The following is a 19715-nucleotide window of genomic DNA, read 5'->3' on the forward strand; positions in this document are numbered from 1 at the left end:
CACTTTTAGTATGGATATATTAAGCTAGCGCCCAAAGCTACTAGGAAGGCTCCAATCCACTGATATCGAGAAATCTTTTCACCAATAAAATAAGCAAATATTTGCGCAAATACCACTGAGGTATTACGGAGAGTAAGGGCTAGCCCAGCTTCAGAATGACGCAATCCGATTAAAAATAATAAGAAGGATAATGCGCTTATAATTCCTCCTAGAGAAGTTATTTTCCAATTGGATTTGACTTGTTCTTTGAATACTCGTCTTTGTTTTTTCTTCATCAAAAGAAAAACACAAGGTAAAGCTATCCATAAAGCGGCAGAAAAGAGTGCGGCTGGGTTTGCACCATATGCCAAAGAACGACCATAGCATAAATGATAACCAGCAATGCAGATACCACATAAAACAGGGAAGAATAATTGTCTTGATTGATCAGAGTTAAAAGTTTGGCTTGTAAGTATTAATCCAGAAAATACAGAAGATATTCCAATGATATTAAATAAATTTATATTCTCACCAAGGAAACATGCTGAGATAAACCAGACAATTACCATGGCGCTTCCTCGCATAATAATATAAGCTTTACCAAGCGAAGATTGACTAAGACTAATGGCTAATGTGATTATATAGCCACCTTCAAATAAACCAGATGTTAATGCCCATAAAAAAGAATCAGATGTTTCAAACAACGGGCCAGAGAAAAAAGGAATAAATACAAGCGAGAATATAGTTGCAAAACTCATAATTCCCAGTACTTCGTAATAGGGTGTTGAATTGCGTTTGGCAAATGTATTCCATGCTGCATGGAGGATTGCAGATAAAATTATAAATACACCAGAACCCATTTCAGTTCATTTCGAGATAAATAATCGATTATTCTAACATTGAACCAACAGCCTATAACATAAAATTTTTAAAACCTAATAGAAATTGCAAAGTGATTTTAGAGTTTAAAGTATTAAAAAAGATGCCCCAAAGAGGGGCTTAAAAGTTCGCAAAAATATATGTCTGTCCACCAAACTCTACCGAACAATAATCACTAATAAAAAGATCCCGAGCAAAAGCTTCAAAATCAAAATAGCAGATCAAATTATCCGGCATTTGATGGGCATAACAGTCATCAAATAACTGCCTGGAAAAATCAACCTCTGAATCATAACAACCTTGGTAATGATCCTCCAGCATGGTTTGTGCATCATCTACCAAATAATCGCAGAGAAGGGCTAAGCCTAGCTCTCCGTGTTCTTGAATAAATGAAGCATACTCCACAATATTACTTATTGACTCATACTCATGGATTTTGATGCTGCCGAATCCTTCATAATCATGTATGGCGTATTCTTCAGCATTGGGTTCAGGGCTGTTATCCAGCATTTCCCAGATTTCTTCCATAATGTCATCTTCGCTTTGTGTGGCATCTATCCAAACACCATGCAGAATGGCATTGTTGTATGAGGCTAAACACGCGACGTAGATTGAAGGGGTGTCCATGGGATTATCTCCTTGTATTAAGGGAGCAATCCCACACGGGAGCTTGCTCCCGTGGTAGGGTATGATTAAAACGGAATTTCTTCTGAATCCGGTTGCAACATTTCACGCATTTGCGCCATGTGCTGTTCTGCGGTTTTGTTGCTAGATTCATCAGCTGATTTGGGTGAGCTGAGTAGCTGAATATGGTTGACAATAATGCTTAAGGCTTGACGTGCTTTGCCTTCGTTGTCTGTCCATTGATTAGAACGCAGTTTACCTTCTAGGTATACATGTGAACCTTTCTTTAAATACTCAGCGACTTTGGTTAGCTTTCCAAATAGTACCAGCTGATGCCATTCCACTCTGGTCTGCCATTCATCATTCTGTTTGAATGATTCATTGGTAGCCAAAGTAGCTGTGACAAAAGATTGTCCATCTTTTCCAGTGACGATTTTGGGATCAGCACCAAGATTGCCAATTAATTGAACTCGGTTTAAAGATGCAGTCATTGTATTCTCCTGTTATTGTTAAATCTGAGCGGTATAACAGAAAAACATCCGCATAGGCAGGTGGTTTTCTGTTATGCGGATAAGACTTAATTTGTTTCAATTAACAAGCAATTCGTTGAGTATCGAACTGTTTGACAAAGGAAATCAAAGATTCCAGTTTGTGCAAACTTAACTCTGCCTGTTGAATGTCATAGGGATTAATTTGCAGTCGATGACGACTTAAATCATTCACACAACAATTCAGTTCAAACAGCAAATGTTCAATTTCAAGTTGCGCTGGTTCCTGCTGTTGCATGGTATGCTCCTTAGGGGTAGGGAGGATTAGCCCCAAAGGGACTATGAATCCCAATTGGGTTATGCAAAAAGATCACCGAAACATCGGTTGATTTACCTGGTTATTAATGATGATGTGCTTGAAGCACTCCTCGGGCGTAAAGCCGTAAAGACAACTCCTGATGGGTTTCCCTGCTAAACGCTTTGCCATGGAATTAGGGAACAAGATGGCATATCACAAGACCTAGTGGTTTCGTCAGATTTGCGCTGACTCATCAGTTGTGTTGCTTTCAGATTATCAAGCTTGTATTGGAAATCAAGCGCTTTTTTCAAGTGATAGTAAATGAACTTAATTGAAAATTTATTAATAGACCGCTTTCTGATAAATGGTAGAATTCAAAGATAAGGTCCTAGTTTTTTTGAGTGTTATTTGATGATTAAAGTCTCCACAAATGAGGTTCGTTTTTGTTTCAAACCAATGAATGCGCAACATGCACTTGTTTTGGGGTGGATTCATCAGCCACATATTAATGAATGGCTTCATGGTGATGGTTTAAGTAATACAATAAAAGACCTTCATGAATTTTTAAACGATGGGGAACCATGGGCTACTCATTGGATAGCCTATGATAATGAAATCCCCTTCGCTTACTTGATTACTTCTGAAATAGAGAAATCAGAAGAATATCCTGATAGTGCAGTTACGCTGGATTTATTCATTTGCAGGTTGGATTATATTGGGAAGGGATTATCAGTACAGATGATACATGAATTTATCTTAAGGCAATTTTCTGATGCTAAAATCGTGCTTATTGATCCTGAAATCTCTAATGAGCGTGCGGTTCATGTTTATAAAAAAGCTGGTTTTGAAATCATTGGGGAATTTATAGCTCCATGGCACCCAGTACCACACTATAAAATGAAATTGTGTATTGAAGATTTAAAAATACAAAGATTGTCAGCCTAAGTAGATCTTTGTAATACTCAATCTCGAATGCCCAAGCGACTGGCTAATAATTTCCCTTGCGGTTCTATCCCAATATTTTTCAAGAGGATTCAGTTCGTTGTATACTCTGCCTCCTTGAATTGGGCATATAAGTCCATTGCCAGTTTTGTCATAGGATTTTGTAATTTCATGATATCTTCGCTGAGCATAAGCATGGCGAAGGCCATGGCATTTGCTTAAGCCCATTTTTTCTATCACTTCATGATACTGAGCAAGATGATTTTTATAGGTCTTTTCTTTAGGAATGAGAGATTGTCCAGCAGAAACTTGCTTTATCGTATTGAGTAGCCATTGTCGTTGTTGCTCATTCGTGAGTCTAATATCACGACCGATGCCACCTTTTGTCCAGCTAGGCTTTATAACCAATTTATTTCCTTGCCAGGCATCACTAAGTACAATCTTCATAGATTCTTCACGGCGAAGACCAAAAAGGAATTGGGCTTCCAGGGATAAACGGATCATTGGGTCTGAGCATTTAGAAAAATCGACATTATTGATTGCTTTATTGTATTGAGGAGCATAATTACGTTTATTGATTTGATAGCTGTCGTTGCCTTGCTTAACCAGTTCTGGCTTGTTTAGCACCGAGGCTACTTTTCGCAGTTTAGCCATGTAATTTTTTATTGTTGCAGGATTTTTATTCTGGGTTTTCCAGTGTTCAACCAGGATGTGTATGTGCTTTGGTTTTAATCCTTTGATGTGTGTGACCATATAGCCTAGCGCGTGCAAATCTTTGACGCAGCGATTCAGCATGTGTTTCATATCCGCTCTGCTGGCGTGGGAGTAGTTTTGGATTTTCTTAATACATTCATTGATGGAATACTGCGCATTTTTAAGTTTGGACTTACTCATTGAGATACCTCCATAAAGAATCACGGGATTTGATGCCCATTTCGCTGCGAATAACCCAATAGGCTTCGTATTTCCCCAATAGCGGTAAAAGATACAGAGCCATCTGTTTTGCATAGAGATAGCGGTATGCTTTATTAATTGGTAAGGCATGTTTTTTTAAAATCTTTCGCCAGGCAATTTTGGTGTCGTCATAATCGTTAAACTCAGCAATGGATTTACCGTCAGTCAGCTTTTTGATTTCATCCAGGATGGATTTTTGCATTTCAAATCTGATAGGAATTGTTCTATCCAAGGAATTAAACGCGATGTTTCTGGTTATCCAGATGCTGTCTGTTTGGATGTTAATTTCAGGTTTTATATAAATGGCTTCTTGAAAGGTAAGCCCAAATTCAGTTTGTAATGCCATAATAAGGCGGGGGATTGAATTATCCCATGATTGCCAATGGTTATGCTGGATTTTGAGTTTTCTTTTGCGTTTCTTGCTTGTTTTGCTAAGTTGCAGCGATTTATTGTCTATATCGGGGATAGGGCAGTCTATGCTGAGCAGGTAATGTCGGACGATAGTCATATGATTCATAATCGTGCTGGAACGTAGTTTACTCTTTTTCCAATGTGCTACCAGTTGATGAATATGATTTGATTGAATATTTTTCCACGAAGATGGCACATCTCCAATGGTATAGAAATCATCAATCATTTTACGAATAACGTATGCTCGTTGTTTTTTGATTTTGTAACTGCCTTGATTGCCGAGCTTTAAATATTGATTGGCAGTTTGTCTTAAGCTGTATTTTCTCATCATCCCATCCGATAAAATTTATTTGCCCTGTCTTTGGTTTAGTGTTGAACGAGCGGCTCACTCAAAGATGAAACCTGGCCAAAGCCATAAAGCTCGAAGTAGGGGGCAAATCAATCGTTATAAGGCAAACGATCTCGCCGATTTACAACAGTTTTTGGGTGTGTATTTCCTCCTTGTTTTGATGATTAATAAAAACGACAAGACAATGGCTCTTGTCATACAAGTCCATGGTCAAATTGAAATAAATTGACTTAAACTCCCAGGGAGTTGCCCTGTCGGATGACAGAGATTCCTAGATGGTTTTCCCTACTGAACGTCCAGCCACGGGGTTAGAGAATGAAGTGGCTTAGCATAAGACGTCGGTTGACGTTTCGCCGGAATTTCACCAGCTCATCAGTCATGCTTGATTCTAAATTAGCAAAGCGGTGCTTGCTTCGCAAGGGCTTTTGGAAAGAATATTGTCCAATCCCGATTGGCGGGATCGGACAAAAGGGCGAAATGTGCTGATTTTACGCGATAAAATCAAGGTGTTTTTTTTGCGTCACTGCTGGGAAATTGCAGTGACGCAGAAAATATGATTCTAGTCTAGAATTAAAATACTCTTTAGATGGGTGAACTTTTTAGAATTATAGATTGTTCTCAATTGCGCATTTATATTAATTAACGGTATGGATGGATATTGATGAGAATTTCTAATATAAAAATTAAGAATTTCAAGTCTATAGAAGATATAGACATAAGTTTACCTCAGATTGCTGCATTAGTTGGTGCTAATAATGCTGGTAAAAGCAATATATTAGAGGCTATAAAGCGAGTATTAGGGTCTACATGGGTAAATGCAAACAGTTTTGATGAAAATGATATTAGTTATAGAGATCAAGATCGAGAGATTGAAATCTCATGCACAATTGATCCGCCTATTAGATATAAAAAATTTAAAGAAGCAAAAGATGTTGAGATTTCTACGTTAAGTTTCAAATATACGAAGTATAAACGCGGAGAAAAAGCGGGATTGCCTCGGTTCGAGCAAAGTTGTCTTGATAAAAATGGTAAAATTATTAATGTATTATCTAATGCTCCCCGAAAGGGTGTGCAACCTAAGTTTGAGCCATTAATTGGTATTCCATCCGAAATTAAAGAACAGGTTCCTCTAATATACATAGGCACAAATAGATCTCTTCAAGAGCAGCTTCCCTCAGCTCGTTATTCATTACTTCGCCAGATATTTACAGAGATTAATGTAAATTTTAAGGATGAATCAAATACAGTTTTGATTAATTCAAACGAAACTATATCTGAGATATCAAGGTTTAAACGGTTTAATCAATTGATGGAAGAGGCTATGAGTTTATTGAAAACCAATGAATTTGTTGAGCTGGAAACCTCTATAAAAAGAAATGCTCTCTTACAGTTGGGACTAGATCCTGATATAGACACAGATAAATTGGATTTGTATTTTACTCCTCTTGATACTATGAACTTTTATAAATCTTTAGATTTATTGGTTAAAGAAGGTGATTTTTTAATCAGTGCAACTCAAATGGGTGAAGGTGTGCAGAATGCAATAGTACTCGCCATTCTACAATCATTTGAAGAAACAAGAAAAAGAGGGGCGATTCTGCTTATTGAAGAACCAGAGATGTTTTTACATCCTCAAATGCAACGATCTTTATATAAAACTATTCGAAGGATTGGTGCGAGTAATCAAGTAATTTATACAACACATTCACCACATTTCTTATCTGTTCCTGAATATTCCGATATAGTGATGATAAGAAAAAGTTCTTTGGGGACGAAAGGGTTTTTGTCTACTTTGGAAAATGATGATAAAAGAAGACAAAAGTTAATAAAGGAATTAGATCCTGAAAGAGGTGAATTATTTTTCGCAAAGAAATTGCTTTTAGTAGAGGGAGATACAGAAAAATTAATGCTTCCTGTTTACGCATCCAGATTTAATTTGGATTTGGATAGAGTTGGCGCAACTATTGTAGAGGTAGGCGGTAAAAAGAATCTTTTAGAGTTTGCTAAAATTGGTATTTCTTTCGATATACCAGTAGGAATTTTATATGATACCGATGCCTCTGATTTCTTCAATAAACAAGAAGAGGAAATTTTTAATAACACTTTAGACGAATTAGAAACATCTGATGGCACTGTAATGGTTTGGAAATTTGAGAAAAATTTTGAAAAGTACTATCGTTCAGAAATTGGAGAAGACAACTATCAAACTTTGTGTCAAAAATTTCCCAATACTGCTAAGCCAACAAGGGCAAGATTAATAGCAATGGAAAATGATTATCCAATACCTAAAACTATCTTAGAGGTACTAAGCTGGGTGAAAAATAAACATAATTAGCGTTGTGGCAGAGGGATTCGGATTTTATAAATTTCTCCTCCATTTACCAAAACAAATGCCTGTCCTTTCGGCAAAGAAATAATATCTTCCACCCCAATCATAGGTACAGAAGAAGTCTGAACCCGATCCTCATTAGTCGTATTAAAATAAACCCCATCATCTCCATACGGTGTATCATTAACCATAGAAACTTGTGTATGTTCAACAACACCAACTTGAGGTAGCACTTTAACCAGTAAATTGGCTGTTTCTTCATTTTTAACGCGCAGCATAATCAGGGTATTAAAGTTTCCTTCAGATACCTCTGCTTTAGCCCTGGAACCAAGTGCAACCTCCATATCCTGTATAGTCTGAGCATAAGCGGTCACCTGAAACCCAGCACCACCTGCCTTATTAAGAATCTTCACAAAAGAATCCTGAATAATCTCTGATAACTCATCGCAGTGTAGATTTAAAGTATATCGCGCGCTAGGTTCTTTGTAGATTTTACCTGCTGTGGAAACCAGATCAGACAAAAAGGCTTTTCCTACTGCTTGGGCAATATTGGGATTGGTTAGGCTATCTAAGCCGATATAAAGAACTTTCTTATTTTTAATTACATCCATCAATTCAATTTCACCTGGTTGAGCTTTTGACGATAGGATTTTTGAGGCATTACTTTTATTGATTTCAGACAGTACAGGACCGACACTGGCGGTGATTTTGTCGTAATAGTGTTTATCCATAATGGCTGCATCGTAGAGGTCGATTAGTATTTGATCGTGCAGAGCTTCAGCATTGTTGTTTTTGATCGTTTTATTGATGTGGTCTTTGACATATTGAATGACTGCTTGGTGGCGTTCCATAGGGGATTTTGTCTTATTATTTTTGCCTATTTTACTATCATGCTCCTCGATGATTTCATCTATCTCTTGATGGTAATTTGGGTAGTGGTTAGGAAGAATCTTATCAGCATAGGACATTAATAATTGTTCTAGTCGGCTGATATAGAAGGCTATTGTTTGGTAGGTAAGGGGTTGATTCATTTCTTCTAGGCATATAGCCACGATATTGACGTATTTCCAGGCGAAGGCTGCGAACTGTTTTCCTTCTCCCTCTGCGGAGATTGCATCGGTGATACGTGTTGCAACCTCACTGATTTGGTCGAAATTTTTTAAGGGGTTGTATTGTGCAGATTGTTCTGGAAAGCCTAAGTGTACGATTTTGAAGTCTTCTGTTCGGCCTGATACTTTACAGGCTGCCATCATGTCTCTAACCAGGTCTTGATCGCCTTTTGGATCTACAACGATAACCGCATCCCCATTTCGGATGTCTTGGTTAATTAGAATACTGGCCAACCGTGTTTTTCCTACTCTGGTTGTACCGACTACGAAGGTATGACCGACACGTACATCTTGAGGGATGTATACAGGTTTATCTTCTTCGCCTACACCATGCAAGAATGGACTACCGCCAACAGGTGGATCAGGTCGAAAAGGGTTTAGTTTAGAATTTGTATTTAACCATTTGGCTAGCTTTGTATGTTCATGATTTTGGCAGAATCTTCTGGCAAGTTGGTAGCAAGAGCTTCGTTGCATGAACTTTTCATTTTTGACCTGTTTAATTTGATGCAGCTTTTGAGTGTGGCTTGGTCGCCAGCGAAAGCCTTTGCCCAAGAACAACCAGTTTTTGGATAAAGGTATTTCTGTGGTGGATAGGGCATAAGTGGGCATGGCTAATAATCTTCGGTGATAGCGTTTTACTTTAATTGCTTGCCAGGCTCTATAAATTCCAGGGATTAACAATGCGAGCGCAGCGTATAATCCCATAGTTTGTGTTAGTAAAAACAAATGCGGTTGAGTATATGCCAGCAAGGCTAGAGACAAACAGGTAATGGCTGACCAGGCTTCTGTTGGTTCTCTTAATAGGTTATTAATGGGGTAATTGCTCATAGTTTGCCTCCAATCATCAAAATATCAATAAATACAAAAATACCCAGCAGATACCACCGAGTTTTTAAAGCGGTGTTCAGCTGCTCTGTGGTTATTTGGTGTTGATTCTGTAGGCGTAAAATTAGCCTTGGCCATAATAAGACAAGGGATAAATAGAGTACTCCATGCAGACCAAGAAATAATGGTTGAATGGTAGTGAAGGTGCTTTGCCAGCGAGTCAGTAGATTGCTATTAATGAACCAGGGCGCAATTGCTAATAAGGCAATGATTGGTAAAACGGTTTGAATTAATACTATAATGGATGAACGGATATAATGTTTAATCATAGGGATAGCTCCAAATGAGAAAGGTATTTCGGTTGTTGGCAGTTGTTCTTGATGCCATTGTCGGAGTGGCAGAGGATAAACCTGCCAAATGCTACATGTCTGTTTATGAGGCTCAAGATAAGCTTGATAATGGCTTGATCACTATTCGTGAATACAATGAAGCCTTTGAACGTAAAGATGTGCTTTAACATATTCATTGAATTCCTTTTGAAATAATTTTTACTCCTGTCTTGGCTACCTGCATACCGGATTGCGCCATGCTTTCGCTTTGCCTATCTGCACCATTGACCAAATCCATAAGACCCGCCCCAGCGTCACCGCCAAAATGACTTGATAATCTCAACAATAAAACAGGTGCAACAAAGTAAAACATCACAGCCATATTCTTCATGGCAGAAATCGCATCGTTTTCACCTAATGGATCAAGCACAGAGCGTTCTAGAAATCCTACTAAATGCCAGAGGTACTGAAGAAAAATAGCCATGATAAATAAGGCGCATAAACTGCCTAATGCTCTGGTGCTGTAGCAGCTTAAAGACAAAACCATTGGAGTGAGAATGATTAAAAAGAATATGAAAAACGCCTGCATGACGGGCAATGTTTGCATGATTGCTTCTCTTTTTAATGGGGTGGATGTCCATGATTTTGTCCATTGTCCGACATTGACCAGGCTATGGGTAATGGCAGATGCGACCTTTCCATTGTTATTATCCATGAGGTTTTGCACAGAACTGGTCTGCATGTCTTTGCTTTCTTGCAAGAGCATTTTCGCAATAAAATCTTCTGCGCTGATGTCTGCTTTCCAGGCTTTTGGGTGTTTCACTTTATATTGGCGAACCCTATCAAGCATGGCGTAGTAATTTAAGTGTTTATTAAAAACACTGGCCTGATTAGAGACTTCAACCAGGTCAGTTTTGATTTTGTTCCACCATTGCTGACAGCTGGGATAACCATCTTCTGGCAATCGTTCGGGTGGGATATCGCCACGATTAGCTGCCTTTTCAAGATTACGATTAGGGGCTTGATGAAAGGTAAATCCTGGCACGGGTTGGCGAGCATGAAGTTTGCTGTAATACATTTTTTGCAGGATTTTAGAACCCATCCAGTTTAAGTCATCTTCACCGCCATAGCGTTTGAGCATAGGGTCTAATTCACTGGCTTCATGCTTTTCACTATTGAATTGAGTTCTGGCTTCAATAAAACATTGTCTATGAAAATCCAATGCCTGCTTGCGAACGCTCTGGGGGAGATAGGTTGATACCAAATCTCCTTGAATGGATTGCAAACTATCTGTGCAACCCGTCACCTTCATAAGGCTATAGGTAAAGCTCGATATAAAATTCTGGATGATGGCAAAGCCTATAGGAATTTTGACCTGGTTAGTCAGTAGATCTGCAAAGGCTTCATCATAAGTTGTGCCGCTGTCGCCAATGACCGCAGTCGTTGGGTTTTTCAGTCCGCATAAGGGTTTAAATTGTAGGGCTTTGGTTTCCAACGGTACACAAGGATAGACAAATAAGCTGCATATCAGGAAAGTTATTGCCAATTCATAAAGAAAATTATTTAAAGCATGTTCAACCGCATAGAACGCGCCAGCTGGATTGAGCACATTTTTAAGAAAGCGATAACCAATGGCCAAAAAGCCAAGATACAACAGCCCTGTTTGCCACAGGGCGTTGAATAGAACCTCATACTGTTGCCAGCCTAGATAGGTGGTATAGAGAGATAAAGGATTAAAGACAATCATGATTAAGCTCCTTTATTTTCTTTAACGTAGATTGCGCCGTTTTTAACAGCAGGCTGTTCGTGATCCTGGCCTGGCATATTTTGGCTTTGGGCTTGATGGCGAATGTCCATGATGGTTCCCAAAGTCTCAGTCATCATTTTTTTGCGGACATCGTTTTCAAAGGACAAAGAATGAATGTCATCGTCTAGTTTTTTCAGGGCAAACAAGACCATATTCATAGCAGGTTTTAAATTCTGTACTTCTTGCACTTGTAATCCTGCTTGTAAGATGCGGCGCATCATTAAGGCTTTATCCAGCATATTTTGAACAGCGATTTCTTCTGCCAGTTTTGAGATAGTAAGCATTTGTTCTTCACGGGGCAGGTGCTGAATAGTAGTAATGACTTCATCAGTAATCAGTAAATTGGAGGCACTGACTTTACTCAGATTTTCTTCAGTAAGCGTCCAAGTACCATTGACTAAATTCCATAAGGCCTTGGCAATGTTCTGGCTACAGGTATTGGCGTTCGCGCAGCTTTGCAATAAAGCTGATAAACCAATCCCTGCTTTAGCATCATGGCTTTGTTTGTTTTCACTGCTGCTGACCTGGATATCGCCAAGAACCTTAACTGCCCAATTAGCAGCATCGGTAGGTGTTGGCCAGCTTTGTACCATAGGAATTTTGGTGCTTGGTTTTTCCAAAGAATCTAAAGGTTTTCTCTCTAAAAGAATGTTGTAGCCCGCAATGACTACATCATTAATTACCTTAATGGGGCGTTGAAACTTACCGCCCGCATTGCCTTTATTGCTGCCTATCCAGGGTAGACCATATTCATCTCGCTTTTGAGCGATGCTTTTTGATGTTTCGGTCACATCGACGTTTTCCTTTTTAGCTCGTTTGGCAGCATCAAGCCATCCTTGACTATCGGATACTGATAATATGCCTTCCATTGGAGATTGGTTTTGTTCCAGTGCTTGTTTGACTTCCTGACAATCTTTAACCTTGAGGGTAAATTCGTTTTGTGCACTGGATGCAGCGTTTTGTAGAACATTGTATAAAGCAGGCATGGACTGTTGCAGCTTATAAAGAGGGAATCCTGCGACTGAACCTTTTAAGTTATCAATGACACCACCAGGGATATTTAATGCTGATTTTTTTAAATCCTGAAAGGTATTGGTAATGGATACGACAGGATTAAAACCGCTACAAGAGAATCCCATACGGCCATCAATATCTGCACCAATAACCAGCGTTTGATCTTTATTAACAGGTGGTATAAATAAATTGGAGGTTCCTCCTAATTCATAATAGTAATCTGATTGGCTGGGCATAAAGTTTCCGGCATGGGTTAGGTGCGGAATAAGTAAGGTTAATAATAGATATTTATTCATGTTGATGTCCTATCGTTTTTGAGGTTGTCCAACTTTTGGGAAAGTGAGAAAGTTCACGAGTTTGCCTTTGTTCTGAATACAGCCGCGATATTTGCGCCAAAGGACAAACACGTAATTGCCATTTCCGGCTTTTTCGTCTTCAATGCCGAAATCCTGTGCATCGCCTGGGTGGATATTGCGATTTAAAGGATAGATTTCCTGCCAGATGACTTTATTGTTTTGTGGGTCGTAAATGGCATTAGCCACCACACAATTTTTACCGCAGGAATTATTGGTTGACTTGGTGACATGCAAAGGATTTTTATTGGTGACAATATCTACGGCGTGCATGGCTGCAACAACTGAAGCTCTGTAGTTATAAGGTTGTGTTACGCGCATCAACCTGGGAATTTCAGAACCCCAATGTTGTGTTAATGTGCCAATTTCATGATTAATTAACAGATGAGGATGCGTTCCCATATATAACAATTCAGCTGCTTCTGTTCTATCCATGACTGCATCAGCTTCGGCCAGATAATAAGGAACGCCAAAACCAGTTTCCGGCCTGTGTGATAGATAAGGGATACGGTAAAATGCAGCAGGGCTGCCGATCACATCAACAATGCGCGTCCGCTCATCATTGATGTGAAGATCTGTGGTTTGACCGCTGTCATTGCCAAATCCTAACGCTGAACCAGTCGCAGCTTTATAGGCTTGTTGGTACATCGTTCTTGCTGCTTTATTTTCATAAAGCGTTCGAGCTTCAAGCCAGGGATTTTCTTCTGGTTTATTGCTGACGGTAATCACTAAATCAGGTAAAAACTGTTCAACCGCAGGAGTGACTTCAAGTCTTGGCGGTAAACGTCCCACCGTCCAAGTGCAAGAACCAATGACTTTGTAATGACTGTTTTGAAACAGTTTTTGCAAAACCCGTGTAGCGATTGTGAAGGTATTCACAGGATGAGGTGGGCTTGTGCTTTCTAAAGCAAGGGCAGTGTTAGTCATAAAAATAAGCCCTGTTATGAGTAGTTGCCTTTGGTTGTTCGAGTTTCTTAGCCATGATTTCAGCGGCGACCAGGACATCATGTTCTTTCTCCAGGAGGTGGCGTTGTGCTTTTTCTGATTTCTCAGTCATTAATAAGGCAAGCAGGTAGCGAGGTGGAATGACGCGAAACAATCCCTGATAGCGTGAGCCTAATAAAACTGCTTCTGCATACAAACCTTTTTGCGAATCAATATCTCTGATTAAGGTTTCCTGTTGCGGTGTTAAGGATTTAAAGCGTTTCACATCAGTGATTTCTTTTTCATCCAGCCCCAACAAAATCCAGGTTTCAATTAGCGATAAAATCTTTGCAGCCTTTTCAGAATTCATGTCGGTGACGTTTTGGGTAATTGCAACCAGCCAAAGCCCGAGCTTTCTGGCTACTTTGGCCACTAATAGGCACACCGTTACCACAGAAGGAATTTGAAATTGCAGATGGGATTCATCAATAAAAAGAAAGGTTGGCCTATTGTCGTTTTGAGTAGCCTCTGCCATGGCCAGTATTCTTGGCAACAAAGAAACCATAACCAAAGCCAGTTTTCCGGTGTCATCTTTAATGGCAGAAATATCAATATGAAAGATATCAAAATCACCTAAAGGTTCTGTTGGCACATTAAAGAAGCGTGATTTTGCGCTGTTAATGACATAACTGTTTAATCGGTCGTGCATATCCAGAATTCGGTCTTTCTTGCGAGATACCGTTTCTTTATCCAATCGCCGTTGAAATGCACTCACAATATGCTCAGTCAGCATTTGTGGTATGCCATCGTTAAATGAAGTTAGAATGGCATCAATTAATACTTCGATTAGCAGCGTTTCATCAGCCAGGGTAAATTGTTCTTCTTCCATGGCATTGGCTTCCGTAATCATGGTACGCAAAGCCAAGGCAAGCTCTGCAAGATATGCACGAGAACCATCACCACAAGCTAAATCTTCTGAGTGAGCAGGATCTTTAAGATCCATGATTTTTTGAGCTATTAAAGCAGCTTGTTCTGCGCTTAAATTATCTGTTATTTCTGGAATTGCTTTATACGCTTCACAAAATGGATTTAATGGAACAGCTTCCTCTTTTTTATTGCTTAATAATAACTGCTTGGTTTTTTTACCATGAGCTTTGGCATGAACGAGCATCCGATCAAACGAGTTTCCCATTTCAAAAAGTACTACACGGGCGTTTTTCATGGCGAGTAGTGATTGAATCATCCAACCTGTTAAAACTGACTTACCACCACCAGAGTTGGCGAAAATCGCGCAATGCGAATTTTGACTAATAAAATCATGGTGTAGTAAGTCAAAGAAAACGGGTTCGCCTAAGCGGTTGAAAAAGGGAAAGCAGGGTAAATGCCTTGCACCTTGGTTTCGGCCATAGACTGGAAGCAAGGCAGCAAGTTCTGTAGCAAACATCAGACGATCAAAACATAAGTACTTACGGGCATAGTGAGGATCGAAATTAAACGGCAACGCATTGAGCCAGGAATTTAAAGGGTGAATATCATAGCTGGAATGAATTAATGGCATCTTGGCGTCGTTGAAAATGGTATGCAGGTTTTTTTCTATGACTTGTGCTTGTTGTTCATCCTCTGCTTGATAAAAAACAGCCTGATTAACCCAGAACAGACGATTGCCAGTGCTTAATTCATTTCGGGCAGTTTTTATATCATCTCTTACTTCCTGTGGTTTTAAGCTGGTTCCCACAATTCCCTTTTCTAATCGTGTGAGATGATAATCCAGATTTTCATCATGGCTAAAGACGACTTGAATGGTGTAGATACTTCCTTCTGGCAAGGTATCCAAAAGCGCATAGCGGTGTTTCGGATTGGCTTGTTGTCTTTCTCGGGAGACTAAACCAATAATGGGTGCTTCTTTTAAGCCATCAACATACAGGATTCTTTGTTTTCGGCCTTCAAAAATAAATCCTTGCTCATCGCTCTCAGGCGGGGAAAAGAATATATTTTGCGTCAGATTAAAACCTGCGGGCATGGGATTAGGGTAGGGATATTGTTCCAAGATCTCATCGGCTGATTTCGGATTAAACCAGCGTATCCACCACTGATAATAATCCTGACCTTTAAGGCGTTTGATTTCTAAACCTGGTGAGCGTAGTTTGGTTTCAATCTGGCTGATGACTTCTTGATGTTCGAGAAGAATTTGTTCTCTGGTTAAAGTGGTTTGATGTAGTTGCCTATAAAATAACACTCTGATTCGTCGTCTTCGTCCTCGATAGGGCGCATCTGTTTTAGGATCGAGAAATAAACCTTCTGGCCTGGTCATTTTATTGTAGAGATCGTGCAGGCGTTGTAAGTAATCTTGCGTTAATGGGCTGTCAATAAACTGTTGTGGAATTTGGGCTTTAATATGGTCGATAACTGGATCAAGGCAATATTCGTCTTGAACAAACATTTGCATAACCCAAGGGTCTATTGCATGGAGGGGAACCACCGTTGCAAAGGTATCGCGGATTTTATTAAAGACGGCTTGCAAGTATTCGGGGGAGGCAGCTTCGGCTTGGATATCTCCTAGCTCAAACCCTGATCCCAAACTTTTTCCATCGGCAAATAAAAACACCTGTTCTTGTTCGTTGAAATCAACAATAGCCAGTCTGTCAGCAAAAGAGGGCAACGGATTGGCATATTGCTTTTTAATCATTTGTTCTTTGATAGCCTGGGGATTCATTTCCCCAAGCAACCAGTTAGATAATCGTTTCATCACACCTCCTTAATACAACTCTGATGCCAGGGCATATTGATTTTGCTTATAAAGAAAAAAGCGTGTGGTATAGGCTGGTTTGATGATTTGTTCATCGCCAAGCTGAGCCACATGAGCAAAAATATGGATAGGCACTTCGGAATTCGGCAGCTGCTTAAATTCTTCGCCTGAATCCTCAAACCGTACCTGTTGAACAACAGCCTTTTGTATAGGCTGTTGCATGCTTTGTTGATAAAGCTGACTGACTGTTAATCCCTGCTCAGGAATGGCGCTTTGCGATATATTGGCGGTTGAACAAGCGCTCAAAGCCAGACTAGCGCAAAGCATTGTCAAAGTTCTTTTGTTGATGGTAACCATAATCTAATACCCTCCCTTGGTGTTCTTTATCAATTGCTATTGTTTGACTGAAATGAAGACTGAATTGGTTTGGTATAAAACCTGAGTGACTGCGGATGCTGGCAGGAACAAAAACCATATCGAAGCTGCCTTGTATTCTTTTCTCAAGCCAATCAGTAATTTTTTGGCTGCCCTCGTTAATAGCACCGCCAGCTGCAAAATGTGCTAAATCACCCGTAGGCGTGGCAATCGCAGAACCACCTTCGGCTTGATAACTCATTTGCCATTTGGATAAAGCATTGCCAGCCCCCTGAATACCGCCAGCAGCCATGAAAGCGGCTAAAACTCTGGGGGCATTAGTGATGTACTGTCCTTTGATGCAAGGATTGCCGAATTGAGTAGTCAGATAACCAATGCTGTCATTGTTCACCATCTCCGCAGAGCTTTTCATTTGCTCTTGGCCGATACTGACAAAATGCCCATCCTCAAAGACAAATAAAGCGGCAGTGACATACGCGCGAACGCAGCTGATGTTATCGAGAAAAGAACCTACGCCAATGGAGTAACCACTGATTTTCATACCGATAATTTCTTCCGGCAATTGCATCCCATTGGCTGTCATTAAGTCTCCACGGCTGACCATTGCGGTAAAGGGAAACAAGGGCTGCATCAGTTTGCCTTCAACAGGTACTTCACCCATCAAGGCAGATAACAGCGTGACTTTACTGAAATCACTGCCTGCTGGAATGGTATAGAAGGGCGTTTTGGTTGGGGCTTCTTCTTTGGTTGAGGTGTCTTGTTCTGCAAAGACTTTACCCTCAATAGGAGCTTTATCCAGTAATCCATCCAGATCTTTGATTTGGCAAGATACAGGAGCTTGATTGCCCTCCATGGGGTATGATTGAGTTTGATGATCAGTAAGGGCTGAGAGCTTTTCTTTCAGCGTTTGCAATTCATCTTGTAGCGTATGGCTCGCTTCTTGTAGCGGTTGCTTTAATTGCTTTTGCAGCGATTTATTCTCCTTATGCATTTGTTCCAGTTTCTTTTCTGTTTCCAGAAGTCTTGCGGACACATCACGGATGTTGTCGTTGAATTGGCTGGTAATGGCTTCATGAAAATTGTTGGGATTAGGCGTATCATCATGAGCAGACGTAGTATGACGGCTATTGATAAGAATCATGACGACTGCGAACACCACCGATCCAGCTAAGATTTTAATGCCTTTATTTTTGTTCATCGGCTGTACCTCGCATGTTGAGTAAGTGCTGTGGCAAAGGGTTGATCTGAAACCAAAAAGACGGTGGTGCTTTCATGTTGATTTCGTGGAGGCAATTCCCCTTTGGGATAGAAACTTGCGGTTTGCCAATGTCCCATGAGTTTTGAAAATTGCAGTTTCACGGGTTGATTCAACAGGTTTTTCAAATCGACCGCAGTGACATAGAGACTACCGCCACGCCATGAAGCCAGAGGGTGCGCTTCAATGCTTGCACCATAAAATAAGGGAATGGTTTTGTTGGTTTGCATGGGCGAGCGATAAATACCCTCTGGAATATTTCTGACGCGTTCAGGCGAATACAAGGCTTGAATAGCAAATCGGGTAAGCTGGATGGCGTTATATTCGTATTGGCTTGCACCTGACTGATGAGTGGTTTTGGGATCATCAATCAGGATTTCAATAGGCGTGGTATTGACGGCTTTCTCATTGGCTTTAAGGTTCAGTATGATCACTTCACCTTCGGGTAAGAGCTGGACAATCAAACGTGCATCGTTGAAAGTGTCTTTGGCCTTTAAATACAAACTGCCTTTAACTTTTAGAATATCGAGGTTGGTACTGAGCTGTTGATCAATGATTTTAATGGCCTGGGGAAATTGAACCAGCCTTTCTTTATTGATAGGTAATTCAATCGTTAAAGGGACTTTTTCCCAAACCAGATGTTCGCTTTGCAGGGCGTAGCTCACTTGCGTGAGCATAAAGCCAAGCATTAATAAAATGTGTTTAATGCGTTTCATGGGATTCCTCCGTGTCGACCAATAAATCTTGTAAACGTTCTTCAGGACGGGTATAGCCATCGAGAGCGAGTTGGAAAGGGTTGTGTAAACGAGACAAATTGAGTTTGACTACACGCAGGTGATAGGCTACTACTTTGTCAGCAATCACCATGCCGCTGTTGTCTTTCAGTCTTTGAGTAATGCGCAGGATTAATTTCACCTCCCAAGTATCAGGAGCAATTTTTCTAATATCTTGGGGTTCCATGAAACGATAAAGACTGGCTACTTGGCTACGGTCAAAGAGCTGCGCGTTTTTATAAGCACCCAGCGTGTCTCTAAGTAATTGTTCATGACGAGTGGTAAAATAATAGTGAAAGGCTTTGATGTTTTGGTTAAATTCTTCTTTGCCTTTATTAGACCAGGTATATAGCGTTGGCATTAATGAGGACACAAATCCTTGTACATATTCATTAGGGATATCGTTTGCTTTCATTAAGCCGCCATTGGCTGCCATATTAGGGCTTAGCCAAAACTCATAGCGTTTGGGCATGGTCATGAGGTTAATGATTAAGGCCAAAACGATGACTGATAACAGGCCGATAAAAGCCAGTAATAAACGGTTATGGTGTTGTAGGTTGTCGATTTTTTTCCAATATTCAAACATGAGGCTCTCCAACAGATTTATTCTTTTGCCACTGTCCTTGATAATGAATCCAGGGCGAGTGTTTGAGCCTTAATCGCACCATCCATAGAATGGTTTTCTTCATCACATAACCATAAGGTTTGCCTGCTTTGATACGGGCGACTCCTTTTGGCCACACGGTAATGGAGAGGATGAATCCAATCACAAAACCGATGCAGCCAGCGGCCAGTGGATACCCTGCCATTGTTCCTAAAAGGATAAAAAACAAGGTGGTTACTGGTGTTGTAGTGATGACAATCCAAAATAATTCACGCAGACTTAAGCCTTTCCAGGCTGGGAAGTCATGTGATAGATGGCGCGAAGAAGGCTGACTCATAATTTCACCTC

General features: G+C 40.2%; 21 protein-coding genes. 4 read left to right on the top strand and 17 right to left on the bottom strand.

Going from position 1 to position 19715, the window contains the following annotated elements; genetic code table 11:
• Window positions 1-5 precede the first annotated feature (5 nt).
• From ACZ5EK_RS05140 to ACZ5EK_RS05155, 4 genes are all read right to left on the bottom strand, one after another.
• Window positions 6-839, bottom strand: a complete 834-nt coding sequence (locus tag ACZ5EK_RS05140; RefSeq protein WP_011946064.1) for an EamA family transporter — start codon at window positions 837-839, stop codon at window positions 6-8.
• A 139-nt stretch (window positions 840-978) separates the two neighbouring features.
• Entirely contained in the window at window positions 979-1485 is a 507-nt protein-coding gene (locus tag ACZ5EK_RS05145) for an antirestriction protein ArdA (protein WP_011946065.1), read from the bottom strand.
• A 65-nt stretch (window positions 1486-1550) separates the two neighbouring features.
• A complete protein-coding gene (locus ACZ5EK_RS05150; protein WP_011946066.1) occupies window positions 1551-1973 on the bottom strand; it encodes a single-stranded DNA-binding protein in 423 nt (140 codons plus the stop codon).
• Window positions 1974-2073: 100 nt separating this feature from the next.
• Window positions 2074-2268, bottom strand: coding sequence for a hypothetical protein (locus tag ACZ5EK_RS05155; RefSeq protein WP_011946067.1), 195 nt, complete (start codon window positions 2266-2268; stop codon window positions 2074-2076).
• 411 nt (window positions 2269-2679) lie between these two features.
• Between ACZ5EK_RS05155 and ACZ5EK_RS05160 the strand changes: the two genes are divergently transcribed.
• Complete coding sequence (locus tag ACZ5EK_RS05160) at window positions 2680-3213, top strand: GNAT family N-acetyltransferase (protein ID WP_011946068.1); 534 nt, start codon at window positions 2680-2682, stop codon at window positions 3211-3213.
• On the opposite strand, the gene ACZ5EK_RS05165 is transcribed toward ACZ5EK_RS05160, so the two are convergent.
• Both ACZ5EK_RS05165 and ACZ5EK_RS05170 read right to left on the bottom strand, forming a co-directional pair.
• Window positions 3205-4104, bottom strand: coding sequence for a phage integrase N-terminal domain-containing protein (locus ACZ5EK_RS05165; protein ID WP_061634623.1), 900 nt, complete (start codon window positions 4102-4104; stop codon window positions 3205-3207). The genes ACZ5EK_RS05160 and ACZ5EK_RS05165 overlap by 9 nt on opposite strands.
• Entirely contained in the window at window positions 4097-4903 is an 807-nt protein-coding gene (locus ACZ5EK_RS05170; RefSeq protein ID WP_061634624.1) for a phage integrase N-terminal domain-containing protein, read from the bottom strand. Before ACZ5EK_RS05170 ends, ACZ5EK_RS05165 begins: the two co-directional genes overlap by 8 nt.
• Window positions 4904-4970: 67 nt before the next feature.
• Here ACZ5EK_RS05170 and ACZ5EK_RS05175 point away from each other — a divergent pair, with 67 nt between their 5' ends.
• On the top strand, window positions 4971-5153 hold the full coding sequence (locus ACZ5EK_RS05175; RefSeq protein WP_011946071.1) for a hypothetical protein: 183 nt from the start codon (window positions 4971-4973) through the stop codon (window positions 5151-5153).
• Window positions 5154-5585: 432 nt separating this feature from the next.
• Complete coding sequence (locus ACZ5EK_RS05180) at window positions 5586-7259, top strand: ATP-dependent nuclease (protein ID WP_061634625.1); 1674 nt, start codon at window positions 5586-5588, stop codon at window positions 7257-7259.
• On the opposite strand, the gene traD is transcribed toward ACZ5EK_RS05180, so the two are convergent.
• Entirely contained in the window at window positions 7256-9190 is a 1935-nt protein-coding gene (traD, locus tag ACZ5EK_RS05185; protein ID WP_061634626.1) for a type IV conjugative transfer system coupling protein TraD, read from the bottom strand. The genes ACZ5EK_RS05180 and traD overlap by 4 nt on opposite strands.
• On the bottom strand, window positions 9187-9516 hold the full coding sequence (locus tag ACZ5EK_RS05190; protein ID WP_027219605.1) for a hypothetical protein: 330 nt from the start codon (window positions 9514-9516) through the stop codon (window positions 9187-9189). The genes traD and ACZ5EK_RS05190 overlap by 4 nt, the downstream gene beginning before the upstream one ends.
• Before the next feature lie 14 nt (window positions 9517-9530).
• On the opposite strand from ACZ5EK_RS05190, the gene ACZ5EK_RS05195 reads away from it, so the two are divergent.
• On the top strand, window positions 9531-9704 hold the full coding sequence (locus ACZ5EK_RS05195) for a hypothetical protein (RefSeq protein WP_010946719.1): 174 nt from the start codon (window positions 9531-9533) through the stop codon (window positions 9702-9704).
• A gap of 5 nt (window positions 9705-9709) precedes the next feature.
• Here ACZ5EK_RS05195 and ACZ5EK_RS05200 read toward each other — a convergent pair whose 3' ends face one another.
• From ACZ5EK_RS05200 to ACZ5EK_RS05240, 9 genes are read right to left on the bottom strand one after another with little or no spacing between them, the layout of a single operon-like run.
• A complete protein-coding gene (locus ACZ5EK_RS05200) occupies window positions 9710-11263 on the bottom strand; it encodes a conjugal transfer protein TraG N-terminal domain-containing protein (protein ID WP_027219604.1) in 1554 nt (517 codons plus the stop codon).
• 2 nt (window positions 11264-11265) lie between these two features.
• Window positions 11266-12633, bottom strand: coding sequence for an integrating conjugative element protein (locus ACZ5EK_RS05205; RefSeq protein WP_027219603.1), 1368 nt, complete (start codon window positions 12631-12633; stop codon window positions 11266-11268).
• Window positions 12634-12642: 9 nt separating this feature from the next.
• The gene (locus tag ACZ5EK_RS05210) at window positions 12643-13617 is read right to left on the bottom strand and encodes a TIGR03756 family integrating conjugative element protein (RefSeq protein ID WP_011946083.1); all 975 of its coding nucleotides are present in this window, start codon (window positions 13615-13617) and stop codon (window positions 12643-12645) included.
• Window positions 13610-16360 (bottom strand): conjugative transfer ATPase, encoded by a 2751-nt coding sequence (locus tag ACZ5EK_RS05215; protein WP_027219602.1) that lies wholly within the window; start codon window positions 16358-16360, stop codon window positions 13610-13612. Before ACZ5EK_RS05215 ends, ACZ5EK_RS05210 begins: the two co-directional genes overlap by 8 nt.
• Before the next feature lie 9 nt (window positions 16361-16369).
• Complete coding sequence (locus ACZ5EK_RS05220) at window positions 16370-16717, bottom strand: TIGR03751 family conjugal transfer lipoprotein (protein ID WP_027219601.1); 348 nt, start codon at window positions 16715-16717, stop codon at window positions 16370-16372.
• Complete coding sequence (locus ACZ5EK_RS05225) at window positions 16674-17933, bottom strand: TIGR03752 family integrating conjugative element protein (protein ID WP_027219600.1); 1260 nt, start codon at window positions 17931-17933, stop codon at window positions 16674-16676. The genes ACZ5EK_RS05220 and ACZ5EK_RS05225 overlap by 44 nt, the downstream gene beginning before the upstream one ends.
• A complete protein-coding gene (locus ACZ5EK_RS05230; RefSeq protein ID WP_027219599.1) occupies window positions 17930-18706 on the bottom strand; it encodes a TIGR03749 family integrating conjugative element protein in 777 nt (258 codons plus the stop codon). The genes ACZ5EK_RS05225 and ACZ5EK_RS05230 overlap by 4 nt, the downstream gene beginning before the upstream one ends.
• Window positions 18693-19349, bottom strand: coding sequence for a TIGR03746 family integrating conjugative element protein (locus ACZ5EK_RS05235; protein ID WP_027219598.1), 657 nt, complete (start codon window positions 19347-19349; stop codon window positions 18693-18695). Before ACZ5EK_RS05235 ends, ACZ5EK_RS05230 begins: the two co-directional genes overlap by 14 nt.
• A complete protein-coding gene (locus ACZ5EK_RS05240; protein WP_016356825.1) occupies window positions 19342-19704 on the bottom strand; it encodes a TIGR03750 family conjugal transfer protein in 363 nt (120 codons plus the stop codon). The genes ACZ5EK_RS05235 and ACZ5EK_RS05240 overlap by 8 nt, the downstream gene beginning before the upstream one ends.
• Window positions 19705-19715 lie beyond the last annotated feature (11 nt).

Source organism: Legionella sp. JM-2024, assembly GCF_055389095.1.